16 protein-coding genes are annotated in these 19,495 nt (G+C 61.9%); 13 read left to right on the top strand and 3 right to left on the bottom strand.

All coding sequences use genetic code 11. The features are described from left to right. Nucleotides 1–29: 29 nt before the first annotated feature. On the bottom strand, nt 30–1,220 hold the full coding sequence (locus R8871_RS26475) for a YncE family protein (RefSeq protein ID WP_175053113.1): 1,191 nt from the start codon (nt 1,218–1,220) through the stop codon (nt 30–32). Between the two features lie 218 nt (nt 1,221–1,438). Here R8871_RS26475 and R8871_RS26470 point away from each other — a divergent pair, with 218 nt between their 5' ends. Beyond that, nucleotides 1,439–2,332 carry a LysR family transcriptional regulator gene (locus tag R8871_RS26470; RefSeq protein ID WP_175053112.1) on the top strand — a complete coding sequence of 298 codons (894 nt, stop codon included), beginning with the start codon at nt 1,439–1,441 and terminating at the stop codon, nt 2,330–2,332. 36 nt (nt 2,333–2,368) lie between these two features. Here the strand turns inward: R8871_RS26470 and R8871_RS26465 are convergent, their stop codons facing one another. After that, nucleotides 2,369–3,808, bottom strand: coding sequence for an aminotransferase-like domain-containing protein (locus tag R8871_RS26465; protein ID WP_246287734.1), 1,440 nt, complete (start codon nt 3,806–3,808; stop codon nt 2,369–2,371). A 275-nt stretch (nt 3,809–4,083) separates the two neighbouring features. Here R8871_RS26465 and R8871_RS26460 point away from each other — a divergent pair, with 275 nt between their 5' ends. From R8871_RS26460 to R8871_RS26415, 10 genes are all read left to right on the top strand, one after another. After that, nucleotides 4,084–5,283: a pyridoxal phosphate-dependent aminotransferase gene (locus R8871_RS26460; protein ID WP_175053111.1), complete on the top strand. Its 1,200-nt coding sequence runs from the start codon at nt 4,084–4,086 to the stop codon at nt 5,281–5,283. A gap of 28 nt (nt 5,284–5,311) precedes the next feature. Then, a complete protein-coding gene (locus R8871_RS26455) occupies nt 5,312–6,172 on the top strand; it encodes a fumarylacetoacetate hydrolase family protein (protein WP_175053110.1) in 861 nt (286 codons plus the stop codon). Nucleotides 6,173–6,231: 59 nt separating this feature from the next. Then, nucleotides 6,232–6,948 carry a transporter substrate-binding domain-containing protein gene (locus R8871_RS26450; protein ID WP_175053109.1) on the top strand — a complete coding sequence of 239 codons (717 nt, stop codon included), beginning with the start codon at nt 6,232–6,234 and terminating at the stop codon, nt 6,946–6,948. Between the two features lie 133 nt (nt 6,949–7,081). Continuing rightward, the gene (locus R8871_RS26445; protein WP_175053108.1) at nt 7,082–7,990 is read left to right on the top strand and encodes a LysR family transcriptional regulator; all 909 of its coding nucleotides are present in this window, start codon (nt 7,082–7,084) and stop codon (nt 7,988–7,990) included. A gap of 135 nt (nt 7,991–8,125) precedes the next feature. Beyond that, nucleotides 8,126–8,929, top strand: coding sequence for an aspartate dehydrogenase (locus R8871_RS26440; protein WP_175053107.1), 804 nt, complete (start codon nt 8,126–8,128; stop codon nt 8,927–8,929). Between the two features lie 88 nt (nt 8,930–9,017). Then, entirely contained in the window at nt 9,018–10,499 is a 1,482-nt protein-coding gene (locus R8871_RS26435; RefSeq protein ID WP_175053106.1) for an aldehyde dehydrogenase family protein, read from the top strand. Between the two features lie 66 nt (nt 10,500–10,565). Further along, entirely contained in the window at nt 10,566–11,882 is a 1,317-nt protein-coding gene (locus tag R8871_RS26430; protein WP_175053105.1) for an MFS transporter, read from the top strand. A 113-nt stretch (nt 11,883–11,995) separates the two neighbouring features. Then, entirely contained in the window at nt 11,996–12,910 is a 915-nt protein-coding gene (locus R8871_RS26425) for a PhzF family phenazine biosynthesis protein (RefSeq protein ID WP_322789527.1), read from the top strand. Between the two features lie 91 nt (nt 12,911–13,001). After that, nucleotides 13,002–14,444, top strand: a complete 1,443-nt coding sequence (locus R8871_RS26420; protein WP_175053103.1) for an aldehyde dehydrogenase family protein — start codon at nt 13,002–13,004, stop codon at nt 14,442–14,444. Further along, the gene (locus R8871_RS26415) at nt 14,410–15,633 is read left to right on the top strand and encodes a trans-sulfuration enzyme family protein (protein ID WP_175053102.1); all 1,224 of its coding nucleotides are present in this window, start codon (nt 14,410–14,412) and stop codon (nt 15,631–15,633) included. Before R8871_RS26420 ends, R8871_RS26415 begins: the two co-directional genes overlap by 35 nt. A 4-nt stretch (nt 15,634–15,637) precedes the next feature. Here the strand turns inward: R8871_RS26415 and R8871_RS26410 are convergent, their stop codons facing one another. Continuing rightward, on the bottom strand, nt 15,638–16,480 hold the full coding sequence (locus R8871_RS26410; RefSeq protein ID WP_175053101.1) for a helix-turn-helix transcriptional regulator: 843 nt from the start codon (nt 16,478–16,480) through the stop codon (nt 15,638–15,640). A gap of 289 nt (nt 16,481–16,769) precedes the next feature. Here R8871_RS26410 and R8871_RS26405 point away from each other — a divergent pair, with 289 nt between their 5' ends. After that, the gene (locus R8871_RS26405) at nt 16,770–17,891 is read left to right on the top strand and encodes a polyamine ABC transporter substrate-binding protein (RefSeq protein ID WP_175053100.1); all 1,122 of its coding nucleotides are present in this window, start codon (nt 16,770–16,772) and stop codon (nt 17,889–17,891) included. A gap of 35 nt (nt 17,892–17,926) precedes the next feature. Beyond that, a complete protein-coding gene (locus R8871_RS26400) occupies nt 17,927–19,465 on the top strand; it encodes a DUF3138 family protein (protein WP_175053099.1) in 1,539 nt (512 codons plus the stop codon). Nucleotides 19,466–19,495 lie beyond the last annotated feature (30 nt).

Raw genomic sequence — 19,495 nt, 5'->3', positions numbered from 1 at the left:
TGTTTCCCTTGGTATTCAGTTGACGATGATCAGCGCGGGGTCGTACGAAGCGACGAAGGGCCACCCGTTAGCGCGATCCGCTGCCCGGTGTCCTGCAGATGGCCGCCGTTCACCGCGAACATGGCGAGCTGCTTCTCGACGTTGAACTGCACGATCAGATGCTTGCTGTCAGCGGTAAACACGATGCCTTGCGCAGCTTCTCCACCCGGCGCCTCGGACATCTTCACGGCCTGGCCGTTGCGGATCGCGAAAAGCAGAACCTTGCCGCGCGCGTGGCGTCCGGGGTTGTCGGGTGTGAGGTTCGAGCCGTCCATGGCCTGTACGCCGATCCATTTGCCGTCTGGCGAGATCGCTACGCCTTCGGGTAACGAAGGCACCGCGAAGTGTTGAATCGAGCGGAACGGCTCGTGCGATACGTCGATGAGCGTGATGGCGTCGGCGTCGCCCGCGAGCTTGCCCGCATAGGCGGGGAGGCCGGCTAGGCCCACGTCGCTCACGACGGCCCATTTGCCGTCGCTCGAAACGTCGACGGTATAGGGTGCCACGCCGCTCGACAGGCGCACGCCGCTATCGGTGACGTGGCCGTCCGCGATGTCCAGCACGGCGACACCTTGCTCGTCGCGCAGTGCAACCAGCGCATGCTTCGCGTCGTGCGTGAAGCTCACGCCCGCCAGCCGCTTCTGGCCGATCTTCAGCGTGTCCACCGGCGTCACGCGGTTTCCGTCGATGCTGAGCACCACCACGCTGCCGTCGACGCACGCAACGAGCGCCAGCTTGCCGCTACGGTCGATGGCGATGCCCTGCGGGTGGCTGCCGATATCGAGCCGGCTAACGGCGGGCGGCGATGCCCGCAGATCGACCACCTGGACAAAAGAATCCATCAGTAACTTGCCGGCGGCCTGATCGTAGCGGGTGGGCGCGCCGACCAGCGCCACGCCGGCGTCCGGCGTGATCGCGACTGCCTGCGGCGGCCCCTGGATGCCGTTCTCCACCTCCACCTGAACTTTGACCTGCGGCGGAAAATGGCTGGCGTCGAGGAGCGTGAGCGTGTCGGGTTGAGGATTGGCCGGATAGGTATCGCGTCCCTCGACGCGTTGATACTTGCCGTCGTTACCCGAGACGATCCAGTCCGCGGCGTGCGCGGCGCATGCCGCGAAGGCGATTGTCAAACCGGCGAGCGTCTGCGCGCCGCGTGTCCGGTTCGAGATGAATGAATGCATGTCGATGTCTCCGATCTTGTGTTTTGTGGCGTGCTGCCGTGGTGGACGGCGTCTCTCAGGCCTTAAGGCTCTCAGGCTGCCGCCGCGCATCCAATGATGCGCCCCGGTTGCCTCGAATGCCCACCAGTTCAACGCAAGTGCAGCCAACGCGCCAATAGTCTTTCATGACGTTGTTATCATGATTCGTGATGACAAGCGCCCGCTTGCGGAGAGACACCATGGAATTGAAGCACCTGCGCGCCTTCGTGGCGCTGGCTGAAGAGCTGCATTTTGGCCGTGCGGCGCAGCGCCTCTGTATCGTGCAGCCTGCGCTGAGCATGCAGATCAAGGCACTCGAAGAAGAACTGGAGGTGCGGCTCTTCGAGCGTGACCGGCACAATGTCGCGTTGAGCGACACCGGTCGGCTCTTTCTGCCCGAAGCGCGCGCCACACTTCATCAGGCGAAGCGCGCGGAGCAGACCGCGAGGCTTTCCGCGCGCGGCGAGATTGGCGTGCTGCGCATTGCGTTCGTGTCGTCGGTTCTGCCGAAGCTACTGCCCGACCTGATCCGCAGCATGCACGCGCGCTATCCGCTTATCACGCTGGAGTTGAAGGACCTGCCGACGCCGGACCAGATTGCCGCCCTGCATGACAACAAGCTCGACTTCGGCCTGCTACGCATGCCAGTGAGCGGCTCAGGACTCGAAACGCGCATCGTGCTCGAAGAATCGTTCGTGGTGGCGGTGCCCGAAGATCACGCGCTAGCCGCAAAGCCCCTGATTCATCCGACTGATCTGAGCGGCTCGCCCGCTTTCGTGCTCTCGCGGCGATATGCGCCCGGCTTTTACGACGAGATGCTCGTCGCGCTGACACAGCGGGGCGCGGTGCTCGACATCGCTCAGGAACTGGGCGAATTCCCGACCATGCTGGCGCTGGTGGCGGCAGGGCTCGGCATTGGCGTCATTCCGGCAGCGGCGGCGCTGGCTTTGCCGCCGAAGGTCGTGGCGCGTCCGCTCGATCTTCCTGATCACCGTACCGGTATTGGTCTTGCCTACACGCGGCTCGATAGCCCGGCAAAACGGGCGCTCTTCGAAGTGATGGAGCATTGCGCGAGCGATGCACGGGAGAAATGAGTTTGGGTGTCCACGCACCCAGGGCACCCGGGGCGTTCAACCATCGAGCAGCGCGTGCGCGAGCTGGCCGAGCCGGCGGACGCCGTCCTCGATGCGATGGTCCCACGCATGCCCGGCGCTCAGCCGGAGGCAATTGCGAAAGCGCCGGCTTGCGGAGAAGACGTCACCGGGCGCGAAGCAAATGCCTTGTTCGAGCGCTTCGTCGAAGAGCGCGCGCGAGTCGAAGCGCCTTGGCAGTTCCAGCCAGAGCATGAAGCCGCCAGCCGGCCGGCTTACCTTCGTGTCGGCCGGGAAGCTGGTCTCGATCGCACGCGTCATGCGCCCGAGATTCTCTTCGAAGATGCGCCGCACGCCACGCAAGTGTGCATCGTATGCGCCGCTCTCCAGAAAATCGGCGAGCGCAACTTGAGGCAGGACAGGGCAGCAAAGGCTGAACGCCAGCTTGCGTTCCATCACCTGCTGCGCATAGGCGCCCGCCACAATCCAGCCGACCCGATACCCGGGTGCAAGGCTTTTCGAAAACGAGCTGCAGTAGATCGTGTTGGCTCCGCCGTCGAGCGCGATGAACGGTTTGGGCCGCTCGCGACCGAAGTGGATGTCGCCGTAGACGTCGTCTTCGATCAGCGGCACGGCATGCCGTGCGAGCAGCGCAAGGAGCGAGCGCTTGTCGGCTTCGGCCATCGCGCAGCCTAGCGGGTTGTTGAAATTCGAAGACAGTACGCAGGCGGCCACCGGTTCCGTATCGAGCAGACGGGCGAGCGCGTCGACGTCGATGCCGCGCGTCGGGTCGGTGGGCAGCTCGAACGCCTTCAGGCCCAGCACTTCGAGAGTATGGAGGAGGCCAAAGTAAGTAGGTGATTCGATCGCGATCGAATCACCGCGCTTCGCGACTGCGGTCAGCGCGAGCGTCAATGCTTCGGTGCAGCCGTTGGTGATGAGCAGGTCGTCGGGCGACAGTGCGTGTCCGAAGTGCATCGCCCGTTTCGCGATTTCGCGGCGCAGGCGCGGGTCGCCTTGCGGTGCGCAATAGATGTTATAGCGCGTGCCGTGTTGACGTGCGGCACGCGCGAGCGCGAGGTCGAGCCGCTTCGACTGCAGCAGCGCCGCGTCGGGTACGGCGCAGCCGAGCGGCACCAGCGTAGGGTTCGATACGTGCTCGAGTAGTCCCGCGACGGCGCCGCTGATCGACACCGTCGACGCCTTCGCGCGCGGCCGCGAGACCGAAGGCAACGCAAGTGCGCCACGGCGCGATCCCGCGACGTAAAAGCCTGACTGCGGCCGCGCGACGAGGATGCCGCGATCCTCGAGCAGGCGATACGCCTGTAACACCGTGGAGATGCTGATGCTGTGCTGTTCGCTGACGGCGCGCACGGAAGGCAGACGCGTGCCCGCCGCGAGCGCGCCATTGTCGATCATGCCGACAATCAGCTCGGCCAGGCGCTCATAGCGGTACGGAGTGGGCGTGTCCATGTCCATGGCAGGGCTCGTAACGGTGTAATCGGTGTAATCCACGATTATCGACCCGGCGCTCCCGCTCGCCAAGAGGAATTGTGATGGTCCATTTTGCGGAAAATTGTGACTGTTATGGTCGGCGGGCGGGCGCTACGATGCAGGCGTTGCGATCGCGTCTGAAGGAGCCGGGGTGCTGCGCACAGCGCTAACTGCTGTCAGGGCCGCGCTGGAACGGCTGTCTGGCTGATCGCAAAACGGTTCGTCTGACAATCAATTCACAGCAAATGCAAGGCAAAAGCATGCAGGGTATTCAACGGAACGCCGACGAACGACAACAGGCCGGCCTCAGCGAATCGACTCCCCAGCCGTGGCGCGGGCGATTTCCTCGCAACGAGATCATTTCACTTCTCAATGTGAACCGGCCGTTCAACCTGGCGGAGAGCACGTCGCAGGACCTGACGCTCGGCGAACTCCTGTCTCTGCCGGGTCTCGAGGATATCCGCAATCTGAAGCTCGGCTATGGCACCTCCGCCGGTTCGGTCGTGCTTCGCGAGGCAATTGCCGAGGGCTGCAAGGTTCCAGCGGAGCAGATCATCACGACGCAAGGTACCGCGCTCGGTCTGTTTCTTCTCGCTTTCGAAGTCTGCCGGTCGGGCGACGAGGCTGTCCTCGCGACACCGTGCTTTCCGCCGAGCCGTGATTGCCTTCTCGGCGCCGGCGTTAGCGTCCGCGAGATCAAGCTGTCATTCGAGCATGGCTATCGGCTGGACCTGGACCAGATCGAGGCGAGTCTGTCGCCGAAAACGAAGCTGATTAGCATCGCTTCGCCACAGAATCCGGCCGGCATCCAGACGTCCAGTGCCGACGTCGAGAAGCTCCTCGTCTTGATGGAAAAGCGGTCCCCGGACGCGATACTTTTCATCGACGAGACCTATCGGGAAGCCACCTACGGCGACCGTGCGGCGCTCGAGAGTTTCGCGGGACTCGATCCCCGTATCGTGACTGGCGCGTCCGTGTCGAAGGCGCTCGGCGCGCCGGGCTTGCGCACAGGTTGGCTCACGGTGGCGGACGCGGATCTGCGCGAGCGTCTGGCCGTCGCCAAAATGAATACCGTGATCTCGGGGTCGGTTCTTGACGAGACGCTCGCCACAGCGCTTCTGCGCAACAGGGAAGGCGTGCTCGCACCGCGACGCCGCTTGCTCGCCGCTGCGCTTGAGGAACTGGCGCATTGGTGCGAGAGCGAGCACGAGCGCATCGAGTGGGTGCGCCCTGATGCCGGCGCGTTATGCTGCTTGCGCCTGCGCGCCGATGCATTCGACGACGTTGCTGTCGCGCGTTTCTGGGATCTGCTGCCGGGCCATGATTTGCAGTTGGCGTCCGGCGCGTGGTTTGGCGAAAGCAGCCGTGTATTCCGGCTGGGCTTTGGCTACCTGCCGCCTGTACGTCTCGGACCGGCGCTGTCGGCACTTTCAACGGTCATGGACGCCGCTACGGCATGACGTGTCGGCATAGCAGGGAAACATCACGATGAAACTTGTTCGATTTGGTCCGCGTGGTAACGAGCGGCCAGGTATTCTTGACGCCTCCGGAACGGTGCGCGACGCCAGCAGCCTGGTCCGCGACTGGTCGGGGAACGCGTTGGAGGCAGGCTCCTTGAGCGAGATATCGCGGGCTGATTTTTCGCAGCTACCGGAAGCGCCTGCAGCCTCCCGCCTGGGTAGTCCAATCGCAGCGCCCGGCAAAATCGTATGCGTGGGGTTGAACTACGCAGATCACGCCGAAGAAACCGGCTTCGAGTTGCCGCGGGAGCCGCTCGTGTTCTTCAAGTCTCCGACCGCGCTGAGCGGGCCATTTGATTCAATCATCATTCCAGCGACGGCCAGGGCGGTCGACTGGGAAGTCGAACTCGCGGTGGTCGTGGGCGGCGTGGTGCGCAACGTTCGCCCCGAGGAGGCCGCGTCGTTCATCGCTGGCGTCGCAGTTGCCAACGACGTCACCGACCGGCATTGGCAGTTCGAGCGCGGAGGGCAATGGAGCAAGGCGAAAAGCGCGGATACCTTCGCTCCGCTCGGGCCCTGGCTGGTCACGCTGGACGAGCTTTCCGCGTCGCTCGATCTCGGGATCTGGCTGCGAAAAAATGATGTGCCCCGGCAGGAAAGCCGTACCAGCAGGTTGGTGTTTTCCGTCAGCGAGATCATTGCCCATCTAAGTGAATTCATGACCTTGTTACCTGGCGATCTTATCCTGACTGGGACGCCTCAAGGCGTTGCGTACAACAAGGCAGAGCCAGACTATCTGAAGGAAGGCGACACCGTCACTTGCGGAATCGAGGGACTCGGTTCACAGCGCTGCGCAGTTCAGGCAGCCGTGTCGTCGATGCACAAATGAATCGCCGCCCCAAGGGCAGGCGACCGGAATCTTAACTGCTGGACATGTGGAGCACGGCTATGAAAGTAAGAATCGCATATCTCGAGGAACCGCCGTTCTATTGGACGGGTGAAGATCATTCGGCGACGGGTGCCGACATCGAGCTGGCCGAGGTAGTGCTTCGGGCGATAGGTGTGACCTCCATCGAACATCAGTTGACCTCGTTCGAAGAACTTCTGCCTGGCGTGCAGGAAGGCCGTTGGGACATGAACGTGCCCATTTTCGTGACCGCTGAGCGCGCCGAGCGCGTTGCGTTCAGCGTGCCGGTCTGGGCGCTGGGCGACGGCTTCCTGCTTCGCCAGGGCAATCCGAAAGCGCTCACGAGCTACGGGGCCGTCGCGGCGCGCACCGACGCGCGGCTTGGAATCGTCGCCGGGACGGTTCAGCTCGACTCTGCAAAGTCGGCCGGCGTGAGCAATGGCCAGATCGTGGCGTTCAAAGGCCAGACCGAAGCGATCGACGCGCTGCTCGCAGGAAAGATCGACGCCTACGCGAGCACGGCGGTTGGCAGCCGTGTCCTTGCCAGTGCTAATCAGGAACTGGAAGTGGTGGCGCACGAAACTAGCAAGGATGGCAGAGCACCTGTGGGCGCGTTCTCGTTCAGCAAGGGCAATCCTGAGCTTCTGCAGGCGGTGAACGAGCAGCTTCGCAAGTACCTTGGTTCCGCTGATCACCGTGCCCGCATGGCAAAGTTTGGTCTCACGCAGACGGAACTCGACAGCGTCAGCGCAACCTGAGCGGAATGATCCACCCTGCCGGGCGTCGGCGGACGCCCGTGCAACGCCTGGTCGCCACACCGCCGGCACAGAATCTCCCTGTGCCGATGACACCACGCGCCGGCCCGACGATCCGCTGCACCGACATGACATCGTGATCCAGCCCCAGTCACTCAGGTATTTCGCCGAAGTCGCGCGCACGGGTTCGTTAAGGCATGCGTCGGAGACGTTCTTTGTCGCACCCAGCGCGATCAGCAAACAGATCAGCAATCTGGAAAAGGAACTCGGCGCCGCGTTGTTCGACCGCTCACCGCGCGGTGCGACGCTAACCGCAGCCGGCCAGCTATTGCTCGATTACGTGAACGCCAACTCGCGCCACGTCGAGCAGTTGCACGCTGCTATGGACGACCTGAGCTCATTGCGCCATGGCGTGGTCCGGATCGCGTTGGTCGAAGCGGCCGTCCATAGCTTCATGCCCGACCTGATAACGGAGTTTTCGCGCGACCACCCGGGTATTGCTGTCCATCTCGAGGTCTGCGGAACCGCACAGATTGTCGACGCGCTCGTCGAGCATCGCGCTGAGATTGGCATGGCCTTCAATGTCCTCAATCGCGACGACGTCAATCTTCACGGCCGCTCAATCCAGCCGTTGCAGATGATATGCCGGCCGGAGCATCCGCTTGCCGGCCGGAAAACCGTGTCCATGTCTGAATTGGGTAACGTGAGAGTTGCGTTGCCGGCGCGGACATTCGGCATTCGCTATCTGATTGAAAAAGCCGCCGAACGGGCGAACATCGCGCTTCAGGTTGCGATCGAAGCGAACTCACTGCAGGTTATCAAGAACCTCGTCAGACAATCGGATCTTGTCAGCTTTATGCCGCCGCTCACCCTCGAGCAGGAGACGGCTCACGGTTCGCTACGGGCAGTACCGCTGGCCGAGCGCGACTCCGGGTCGGCGACCATCGACGTGATCAGCTTTCGCGGGCGGCAACTCCCGGTCGCGGCACAGCGTTTCCTCGACCTTCTGATCCGGCGTCTCAGGACAGGCCGCCAGTTGCCCTGACCAACCACCCCTAGTGTTCTCTTTTGGTGACGGTAGACGTCACTTCGAGCACCTTCCCGGGGAAATTTGTATCCCATCTAATGCATTCATCACGTGGGGCCGAGCCCGGGCACCACGAACCGAGTGAGGGATAGGATGAATGTTGGATTGATAGGATGCGGCGCCATCGGCAGCTTGTTATATGACTTGCTGAGTCAGTACGTACCTGCCGTCCGTGTCATGGCTGTCTATGAACGGGACACACATCGCGAGGGCGCGCGCAGGGCGCTCGACGCCGGCGCCCGGGTTGTCGATAACGTTGACGATTTCCTCGATAGCGAACTCGACCTCGTCGTCGAGTGCGCAGGTCACGAAGCTTTGCGTAACCTGGGGCCGTCCGTCCTCGCGGCAGGGCACGACATGCTCGTTGCCTCGGTCGGTGCATTGGCGGATCCCACGCTCGAGACGCTATTGATCGATAGCGCAACCGCTGCCGGGGCACGTCTGCGCATTCCTTCCGGGGCGCTGGGCGGGCTCGATGCGCTGGGTGCTGCAAAGTTCGCCGGACTGCGCGAGGTGCGCTATGAATCGCACAAGGCGCCGGGCGCCTGGCGGGGCACGCCTGCCGAAGCGCTGGTTGCGCTCGACGACATCGAAACGCCGACCGCAATCTATGAAGGTACAGCGCGAGATGCGGCACGCCTCTTTCCGCAGAACGCCAACGTGGCCGCTGCGGTAGCGCTGGCCGGCGTCGGCTTCGATCGCACCAGGGTGGTGTTGTATGTCGATCCGCTTGCAAGCGGCAACACGCACCGGATCAAGGCCGAAGGCGATTTTGGCCACATCGACATTGCAGTCACAGGCAAGACCCTCCCGAGCAACCCGAAAACTTCGATGCTGGCGCCGTGCAGTCTCGTGCGTTCGATCGCAGACCTCAACCAGACTCTGGTCGTCGCATAGCCGGCGAGAACACATCTCGTCGGAGCCCCATGCGGATTCGCAGTGAGTGGCCAAGAATAAGAACACCGATTATAGATAAGGATGCCAAATGAAATATGACATTGAGACACAAACCCAACCCACCGACGCTGTGCGCAGTCCCTATAACGGCGCCGTTGTCGGCCATATGCCGATTGCTGATGCGGAGGCTGTCGAGCGATCGATCGAACGTGCGCAAGCCGCGTTCGAGATCATGCGCCAACTGCCTCGATTCGCACGCGCGGATATTCTGCAACGCGCGGCGGATCTGATCGAATCACGGCGCGATGAATTCGTGCGCACGATCGCGGCCGAGTCGGGCAAGCCCTTGTACGATGCGCGCGGCGAGGTTTCGCGTGGCATCTTCAACTTGCGTAACGCGGCCGCGGAAGCGCGGCGCAGTCATGGTGAAGAAGTGCCGCTCGACGTCGACGCGGGTGTTTTCGAATATCAGACCACCGATGCCAGCGGCAGCGCTACGGAATTGTCCCGTCTCGATCTCGACAAACTGGCGGACATGCGCCGTCGTGTGGGTATTGCAAGGCGCTTTCCGATTGGCCTCATCCTGGCGATCTCGCCTTTCAATTTTCCGCTCAATCTTGTCCTGCACAAAGTCGCGCCGGCGATTGCGGTGGGCAATGCCGTCGTGCTGAAGCCTGCACCGCAAACACCTCTTACCAGCCTTCTGCTGCAGGAGGTCTTGCGCGATGCGGGGCTGCCCGAGGGTGCGCTGGAGGTGTGTCACTGCAGTATTCCCCTTGCGGAGTCGATGGTCCGGGACGACCGCTTCGCCATGGTGACCTTCACGGGCAGTGCAAAAGTCGGCTGGCATATCAAATCGATCGCGGGTCACAAGAAAGTCGCGCTTGAACTTGGCGGCAACGGTACGGTGGTCGTGGCGGAAGACGCGGACCTGGACCTCGCGGCGGCGCGTTGCGTTCGCGGTGGCGTGGTGTTCGGGGGGCAGTATTGCATTGGCGTGCAGCGCATTCTCGTGCACGAGAACGTACGGGCCCAGTTCGAGGCGAAGCTGCTCGACAAGGTCCGCGCGTGCAAGGTCGGCGATCCGATGGAAGAGGGTATCGACGTGGGTCCGGTGATCGATGAGAAATCGGCTATCCGCATTCAGGGGTGGATAGACGCCGCGTTGACCGGTGGCGCGCGTCTGCTGGCCGGCGGCCCGCGTGTCGGCGCAGTCGTGCAACCGACCGTGCTGGCGGATACCCAGCGGGGCATGCTGGTCGAGGACGAGGAAATCTTCGGACCTGTACTCACGCTCAACAGCTATCGCACATTCGATGAAGCTGTAGAGCGTGCCAACGATTCGCGCTATGGCTTGCAGGGCGGCCTCTTCACGCGAGACCTGCAGCGCGCGTTCCTGGCGCTGGAAAGATGGGATGTTGGCGGACTGATGATCAATGACGTGCCGATCTATCGCATCGACAACATGCCCTTTGGCGGCTGGAAGGAATCCGGCACCGGCCGTGAGGGCACACGGTACGCGATGGACGAGATGTCGGAAATCAAGCTACTCGTGATCAACTATTCGTGAAGCCAGGTCGCGCGTTTCGCTGAACGCTGCGAAACGCGTCTTCCATGTCCTCTTCCAGGATCCAACATGTCGACGTCTCCCCTGAACATTCCCTCCTGTGACCTTGAAGATGACGCCCCGACCGGGCGCAGTCTCTATCGCAAGCTCACATGGCGGCTCGCCCCATTCCTGGGTCTATGCTTCTTTGCCGCATTTCTGGATCGCGTGAATGTGGGCATTGCCAAGCTGCAGATGCTCGATTCACTCGGATTTAGCGAAACGGTGTACGGGCTCGGCGCCGGACTGTTTTTCGTCGGCTACATCCTGTTTGAAGTACCCAGCAACCTGATACTCGAGAAAGTCGGCGCCCGCTTCTGGATCGCGCGCATCATGGTCACATGGGGCGTGCTGTCAGGGCTGACGATGTTCGTGAAGACACCCGGGCAGTTCTATCTCGTGCGTTTCCTGCTGGGCGTGGCGGAAGCCGGGTTCCTGCCCGGTGCACTCCTTTACCTCACCTACTGGTTTCCCGACGCGCGGCGCGGCCGGATCGTCGCACTCTTCATGGTGGGTTTGCCGCTGTCGAGTCTGATCGGTGCGCCGCTCTCAGGCTGGATCCTGTCGATCTTTGACGGCGTGCACGGCTTGCGGGGCTGGCAGTGGTTGTTCGGGCTGGAAGCAATGCCTTCCGTGCTGCTTGGTGTGCTCGTTTATATCTTCTTGCCGAAAACTCACCAGGGTGCGCGTTTTCTCAGCGCTACCGAACTCGCGCGCCTGAAGCGGGACATTGGAATCGACCGGGAGGAAAAGAAGGAGCATCGGCTGGCTCAGGCGTTTGCCAATCCGAAAGTATGGGTGGTGGGTTATCTCGACCTCTGCGTACTGCTTTGCTTCTATTCGATCAGTTTCTGGATGCCCACGATGCTGCGTGATGCCGGCGCGAGAAATGCGATCGAGATCGGCGCCCTGATGGCGATCCCCAATGGCCTGGCGGTTGTCATGGTTCTACTAACCGGGATCAGTTCCGACCGGTTCCGGGAGCGTCGCTGGCATGTCGCCGTGCCCTTGCTGTGCTCAGCGTTTGGCCTGATCGCCAGTGCTTTTTTTCCTGGCAGCGTGGCTGCCATCGTCATTCTTCTCTCGATGGCAAACGCCGGGGCCGCAGCGGCGATGCCGGTAATCTGGGCGCTTCCGTCAACGTTTCTTCGCGGCACAGCAGCCGCAGCCGGTATTGCATTCGCGTGCTCGATTGCCAATCTTGGAGGTTTCGCGAGCACCTATTTCCTTGGCTGGCTAAAAGATCGGACACATAGCGTGGGCGCTGGTGTCATCACGTTCGGTGTCTGTCTGCTGCTCGGTTGCGTGCTGGCGCTGGCAATGCCAAAGCGGGTCGTCAACCGTTGAGCGCTAGCCATTCCCGTCGAGCGAAATTGTAATGGTCGAATGATCGGAAAACTGTGACTGTTACGGTTGAGCTGCACGCGCTACGATGTACGTGTTGCACTTGCATCCGAAGAATGCCGGGATGTCCACGCGACTCAGACGAGGCGAATATGAAACGATCTTATAAGGTGGTTGACGTCTTCACCGCGAAGCCGCTTCTGGGTAATCCGGTGGCCGTGGTACTGGACGCGGAGGGCTTGACCACTGACGCGATGCAAGCGGTCGCGCGTTGGACCAACCTGTCGGAAACGACCTTCGTCCTTCCGCCCACAACTGCCGGGGCGGACTATCTCTTGAAGATCTTCACGCCGCGCAGTGAGCTTGCCTTCGCAGGACATCCGACTCTGGGTAGCGCTTACGCCATAGTAGAAGCGGGGCGCGTCACACCGCGCGAAAACGGTCGGTTGATTCAACAATGCGGCATCGGCCTCGTTGAATTGACGATCGAGGAGAGCGGCGCAGACCGCCAGCTCACGTTCAATCTGCCGCCTGCAAAGCTGGAGTCGCTGCACGCAGCAGATGTAGCGGAGCTGGAGCTGATCCTCGGCTGCAAAGTGGACCTCAAGACTGCACCAGGTATCGTGAATGTCGGCGCCATCTGGATCGTGGCGCATCTGAATGATGCCGCTACCGTACTTGATCTTCAGCCGGATTTCGCCAGGTTAGCGGAGCTTGAGCGCCGCTTGGGCGTCACGGGCCTGACCGTATTCGGCCCGCGCGAGCATGGAGACGATGCGGCAATCGAAGTGCGCACCTTTGCGCCGTCCTGTGGCGTGGAGGAGGATCCTGTGTGCGGAAGCGGCAACGGCAGCGTGGCTGCTTTCCAGTGGCAGCGTGGACTGTTGCCGCCCCGCGGAACAGATTATGTGGCAGCTCAGGGACGGTGCGTCGGCCGGGATGGACGAATCAAGGTAAGCGTGGATGCAAACGGCAATGTGCGCGTGGGTGGTTCCTGCGTCACATCTGTGGAGGGCTCGCTGACGCTCTAGACAGGGACCGGACGCGAGACGCGCTGAAACGGCTCGCGCGTTGGCTTCTGAAATTTTCCGCATTCGCAAGAAAGGACGCAGGCGCTTCGAAATGAATTCCGCATTCCCCATTGACTCATCGCCCGGCTTCATCCCGGTCACCAATCCCTTCGATGGCGTCGAAGTCGGCACGGTTGTGAACATTCCGCCTGAAGGCGCACAAGTGCTGATCCAGACCGCGAAGGAGGGCGCGCGCGTTTGCCGTAACCTGTCCCGTCATGAACGCTCTCGCGTGCTCGAGACCTGCGCTTCGCTCGTGGAGCGTGATGGAGAAGCATTTGCCAGCCTCATCGTCGCGGAAGCGGGTAAGACGATCAGGCAGGCCCGAAAGGAAGTGCTGCGGTGTGTGAACACGCTGAAGCTATCTGCCGATGAGGCGCGTCGAAACGCAGGCGAGGTCGTGCCGTTCGACGCGTATGGTGGATCGGAAAACCGCCAGGGATGGTTCACCCGTGAGCCGCTCGGCATTATCGTTGCGATCACGCCGTACAACGATCCACTCAACCTGGTTGCGCATAAGCTCGGTCCGGCGATTGCCGGCGGCAACGCCGTCGTTCTGAAGCCGTCCGAACTCACGCCGCTATCGGCGATCAAGCTCGTCGGATATCTGGTGGCGGCCGGCATGCCGCCGAACGTCGTGTCGGTCGCGACGGGTGGTGCAGCGCTCGGCGAAGCACTCGTCTCGTCTCGGGACGTCAGAATGGTTTCCTTCACCGGCGGATTTGCAACGGGAGAGAGAATAGCCAGCTCCGCAGGACTCAAAAAGCTTGCGATGGATCTGGGTGGCAACGCACCCGTCATCGTTCTGAACGACTGCGACCTTGAGGACGCTGCTGCGTCGTGCGTGTCAGGAGCGTTCTGGGCCGCAGGCCAGAACTGTATCGGCACGCAACGCATTCTGGTCCAGTCGTCTATCTACGACGCCTTCAGGACGCGTTTCGTCGCCGGCACCAAAGCCCTCAGGACGGGCAATCCCGCGTTGCCTGACACGGACGTCGGGCCGATGATCACGGCTCAGTCAGCGGCGCGCACGAGACGCGTGGTGGATGCCGCGATCAGTCAGGGAGCCACACTGCTGTGCGGCAATACTCTGGACGGCTCGCTTTACGCTCCAACGGTACTCGAGGACGTCAGTTTTGAATGCGACCTGTGGAAGCAGGAAATATTCAGCCCGGTTGTCGTTCTTCAGCGAATTGAGACACTGGATGAGGCACTTTCGCTCGCCAACAGCGCTGAATACAGTCTGCATGCCGGCATCTTCACCAATGATCTGCATGCCGCGCTCAAGGCGGCCGACAGGCTGGAGGCCGGCGGGGTCATGATCAACGACTCGTCGGATTACCGATTCGACGCCATGCCGTTCGGGGGATTCAAGTACGGAAGCCTCGGCCGCGAAGGTGTCAGATTCGCGTACGAGGAAATGACTCAACCGAAGGTCGTGTGCATCAGGAAGGCGGTATATGGCAACCATGAACAGTCAGCAACGGCCCGATAAGGCCGAACCGGCAAGCCTTTCTTTCGCGAGTCAGGCAGTGCATGCCGGAAACGTCATTGACGCCACGACGGGCGCGATCCGTACGCCGATCGTGATGGCGAACTCGTATCAGTTACCCGATGATTCGTCTGCACTCGACTGGTCGGATTCTCAAACGCTGTTCTATACGCGCAATTCTGGCCACAATCAGCTTTGCCTCGAGCGTAAGCTTGCCGCAATGGAGCGCGGTGAGGATGCAGCCGTTTTCAGCACGGGCGTTGCCGCGTTGCATTCGATATTCTTCACGTTCCTGAAGAGCGGCGATCACGTCGTGGTCAGCGACGTCACGTATGAGGCTGTCTGGCGTCTTTTCGGTGAGCTGCTTCCGCAACGGTACGGCATCGAAGCCACGTTCGTGGACATCAGCGACCTCGCTGCGGTACGCGACGCTGTACGCCCGAACACGAAGCTGATCCATGCCGAGACGATTGCGAATCCGACCACGAAAGTGGCGGATGTTCAGGCGCTTGCGAAGATCGCACACGATGCTGGCGCCATGCTGTCGATCGACGCAACGTTCACGCCTCCGCCAATGTTTCGCGGCCTTGAACACGACGCCGATTTCGTTGTTCATGCACTGACGAAATACATCAACGGGCATGGTGACGCGATGGGCGGAGCCGTGATCGGACGCGCGGAACTGATTCGACGTCTGAAGGCTGATGCGCTTGTCGATGTGGGCGGTTCAATTTCGCCATTCAATGCCTGGCTGATCATGCGGGGCTCCGTGACCTTGCCACTGCGTCTGGCTCAGCACGTGTCTGGCGCGCAGAGGGTTGCCGAATTCCTCGACGAGGATCCACGCATTGCCTTCGTGGCGTTTCCGGGACTGGCTTCTCATCCTCAACACACGCTTGCCTCGCGGCAGTTTGGTGGCATGGGGTATGGCGCCGTCATGGCTTTTGCCGTCCAGGGTGAGCCGGAGATACAGAATCGCTTCGTGGCTAACCTGCGTGTCATTACCTCTGCAGTATCTCTTGGCCACGACGAGTCTCTGATCGTACATGTCGGCAAGGCGGGACGGGGCGGATCGGAGTGCTATCCGGACGAGTTCCGGGAATATGGTCATCTGCGTCTGTCGATCGGTCTTGAGGACCCAACCGATCTGGTTGCGGATATCAAGGCGGCGCTCGACGAGACGTTCGCCTGACCCACTACACCCCATCGCTGCCATACCGCAGCGGTGCGCTCTTCAGCACGAGCGCCATCAACTGCCGCCGTGAATCGACGCCGAGCTTCGCAAACGCCCGCTTCGCGTAGGTCTCGACGGTAGAGGGCTTCAGTCCCATCGATTGCGCGATCGCCGGTGTTGTCATGCCCTGAATAAACGACGAGCACACGTGCGTTTCGCGCGACGTCAGCCTGCCGTGCAAATGCGGCAACCACTGCGCGAGCAGGTTGGTGTCCGACGTATCCGGGCGGCCGTCGTCCGGCGAGATCGCGCCGATCAGCCGCTTGTGCACCGCCGCGAGCGGCAGCACGACGTGCGCGAACTGTTTCAGCAGACTCAACTCCTTCAGCGAAAACGACGGCAGGCGCCGCGAGCGCGCCATCGATATCGAGTATCGCGTGCCGTTCGTCACGCCGAAGACCACGCATTCGTCGTGAATGTTGCCGATGTCGAAGAACAGATGCCGGAGCTCGCTCGCAACTTTCTGCGCGGAGATCTGGATCACCTGCACATCGCGCTTGTCACCGATTCCCTCATAGGTCGCGTCCTCGCTCGCATAGCTGCGGTAGTAGTCCCGCATCACCTGTTCGACTAGCTCACGATCGCGGCCGAAGCTCCCGATCCAGCCGACGCTGCGCTGGCCGGACGCAGACACACGCTCGTAATCCAGATGCACCGCGTCGAAGTCGACGAAGCGCACGAGACTGTCGTACACGACCTCAATAAACTGCGGAGCGCCGATGGCCTGCGCGATGTCGCCCAACGTCTCGGTCACGAAGGCGACCTGACTGAGCTGGAGATCCGGGGAAGGGGGCGCGGCGTTCATCACTTCTGTTCTCGATCAATTCTGGGTGGCGCTACTGGTATCACGACAAATTCCCCATGCCTACACGGGAATGCACCCGAACGACCGTCATCGATGTTCAGGCTTGTCCTTCATTCCCGGGACAGACGACGCGCACGGCGATCTCTACAGTGCTCAACAAGCTGAAACGAAGGAGGCCCGATGTCCAGTCTGTACATCGACCATCGCCTCGCGACGCACTGACGACATTGCTTGCCGGCGGCATCCGCATCGATCGGAGCGGCCGATCCACCTTACCAGGAGACTTCCCATGCGTGCCCGTTTTCGTCGCTGTCCCGTCATCAGGATCGTATTCGCCGCATCAGCCAGCCTCGCGTTCGCGGCCAGCCAGTCCGTGCTGGCCGGCGACGCCAATCTGAACGTTTACAACTGGTCCGAGTACATCGCGAAGGACACGGTGCCCAACTTCGAGAAGCAAAGCGGCATCAAGGTGCGCTACGACAGCTATGACGGCGACGACACCTTGCAGACCAAGCTGCTGACCGGCAGTTCCGGCTACGACATTGTCGTGCCGACCTCGAACTACTTCGCGCGGCAGATCGAGGCAGGTGTCTATCAGAAGCTCGACAAGTCGAAGATTCCGAACCTTGCCAACCTCGATCCGGTGCTGATGAAGATGGTCGCGAAGGCCGATCCGGGCAACCAGTACGGTGTGCCGTGGGCGTGGGGCACCACGGGAGTCGGCTACAACGTCGAGGCGGTCAGGAAGCGGCTTGGCGACACTGCACCGACCGACAGCTGGGCGCTCCTGTTCGATCCGGCCAACGTGTCGAAGCTGAAGGGTTGCGGCGTCTCGCTGCTCGACGCGCCTGATGCGGCATTCGCAGCGGTGCTGCAATACATGGGCAGGGATCCGGAAAGCAGGAACCCGGCGGACTATCAGGCGGCCTACGACGTGCTGAAGACGATTCGTCCGTACATCACGCAATTCAATTCTGTGGGCTATGCGGACGATCTTGCGAACGGCGACGTGTGCGTGGTGCTCGGCTGGTCCGGCGACGTCAGCCTCGCGCGGCGGCGCTCGGCCGAGGCGAAACACGGATACGAAATCCGTTATGTGAATCCGAAGGAAGGCGGCCTGGTGTGGTTCGACGTGATGGGGATTCCGAAGGATGCGCCGAATCCCGAGTCGGCGTTGAAGTGGATCAACTACATCGAGGAGCCGAAGACCAATGCGGCAATCACGAACGAGATCGCCTATCCGAGCGCGAACAAGGCCGCACGCCCGTTCGTGAAGCCGGATATCTCGCAGGATCCGGACGTCTACCTGCCTGACAGCGTACTCGCAAAAATGTCGCTCGCGATGCCGATAAGCGCGGATATCACGCGGCTGCAGAACCGTCTGTGGCTGCGCCTGAAATCAGGCGGTTGAGGAATCCGAAGCAAATAACAGCAGGGAGACGTTTCATGAAGAAGAAGTTAATCAGCGTGCTGGTGGCCGGGGTGCTGCCGGGGCTGGCGGCAGCGAGCCCGACGGGCGATCAGATCAAGGCGCTTCAGCAGCAACTCGCCGCGCTGCAGCAGGAGGTCAAGGGGCTGCAGTCGCAGCTTGCCGCGAAGCCGGTTGCCATGCGGGCGCCGGCGAGCACGGCCGCTGTCGATCCGTCGTCGGCGGATTACGGCCAGGCGCCGGCATTGCTGACCAACGACGAAGTCACGGAGCTGAAGCAGCAGAGCGCAAGCCAGCAGCTGAAAGTCGACGCGCTGACCGACGCGGCTCAGACCGGCCCGATCGCGGGGCTGTCGGTGACCGGCTACATCGACCCCAGCTATCTGTATAACCGTGCGGCGGGGACGTCGTCGTTCCAGTTTGCGAATCACGAGAACGCGTACCAGTACTACAACAGCACGTTCGGCGATCTGTACCTCGACATCAAGAAGACGTTCGGCGTCGGCCCGATGGCGCCCTCCGTCGAGGTGACCCTGATGCCGAACCGCGGCGCCGGGATGTATCTGATGAACGAACACAGCGATAGCGGGTTCAACATTCTGAATACCGCGATCGCGACGGTGCCGCTCACGCCAACCACGTCGGTCGTCGCCGGACTGATGCCGGGGCTGAGCGGCTACGAGATGCAGCAGTCGAATCAGATGCTGACGCTCACGCACAACCTGCTGTATGACTTCTCGGATCCGGGCAGCTCGATCGGCGCCGGCGTCAACTACACCGGTGACCAGTGGGCCTGGAAATTCCTGCTCGGCAACGAGCAGTTCCGCACCGCCGGTTCGGTGACGCAGACCGGCACGAACGCGTTCGGCGATCCGATCACGACGAGCAATCACATGCCGACGTTCAGCGCGCGGGTCGACTATCTGCGCGGCAGTCAGCTCGACATCGGCGGCTCGTTCAGTATCGGCAGGCAGACGCTGCCGAGTGCGATCGACCCGGCAACGGGCGCGGTGAGCTATGGCTGGGGCGGCCAGGCGCCGAATGGCTACGGCACGTTCTTCTTCACCGAAGCCGATATGACGTACGCGCTGGCTGACGTCCAGTACAACGCCGAAATCGATTACGGCCAGCAGCAGAATGCCGGGTGGAACGGCGGCCAGGCGCAGTGGTACGGACTGTCGCTGCTCGCGCATCGGAAGTTCAGGCTGCCGGTGGTCGGGCGCATGGGCGTGACAGCCCGCTACGACCTGCTGGTCGACAGCAAGAACGGCGGCGGTGGCGGCGGGATCGCCCTCAACGGCAACGGGATGGATCCGTATAACGGCTTCGGCATCGACGTGAACTGCCTGGCGGCTTCGAGCAATCACGGCTTCGAGTGCAAGGGCGCGACGCGCCAGGACGCCGCGCTCGACCTGCTGTTCTATCCGACCCAGCAGATTACGGTAAAGGTCGAATACCGGCACGACTGGGCGAATCATCAGGTGTTCCTGCGCAGCGACGGTACGTATGCGAAGTCGAACGATCTGCTGGCCGCGCAATTCCTCTACTCTTTCTGATGCGATGCCGGCGCCGGCCTGAGGAAACAG

This window comes from Paraburkholderia sediminicola, assembly GCF_902859805.1.
Taxonomy (GTDB): domain Bacteria; phylum Pseudomonadota; class Gammaproteobacteria; order Burkholderiales; family Burkholderiaceae; genus Paraburkholderia; species Paraburkholderia sediminicola.
Note: the sequence above shows the minus strand (reverse complement) of the source record. Positions and strands in the feature narration are given on the sequence as shown.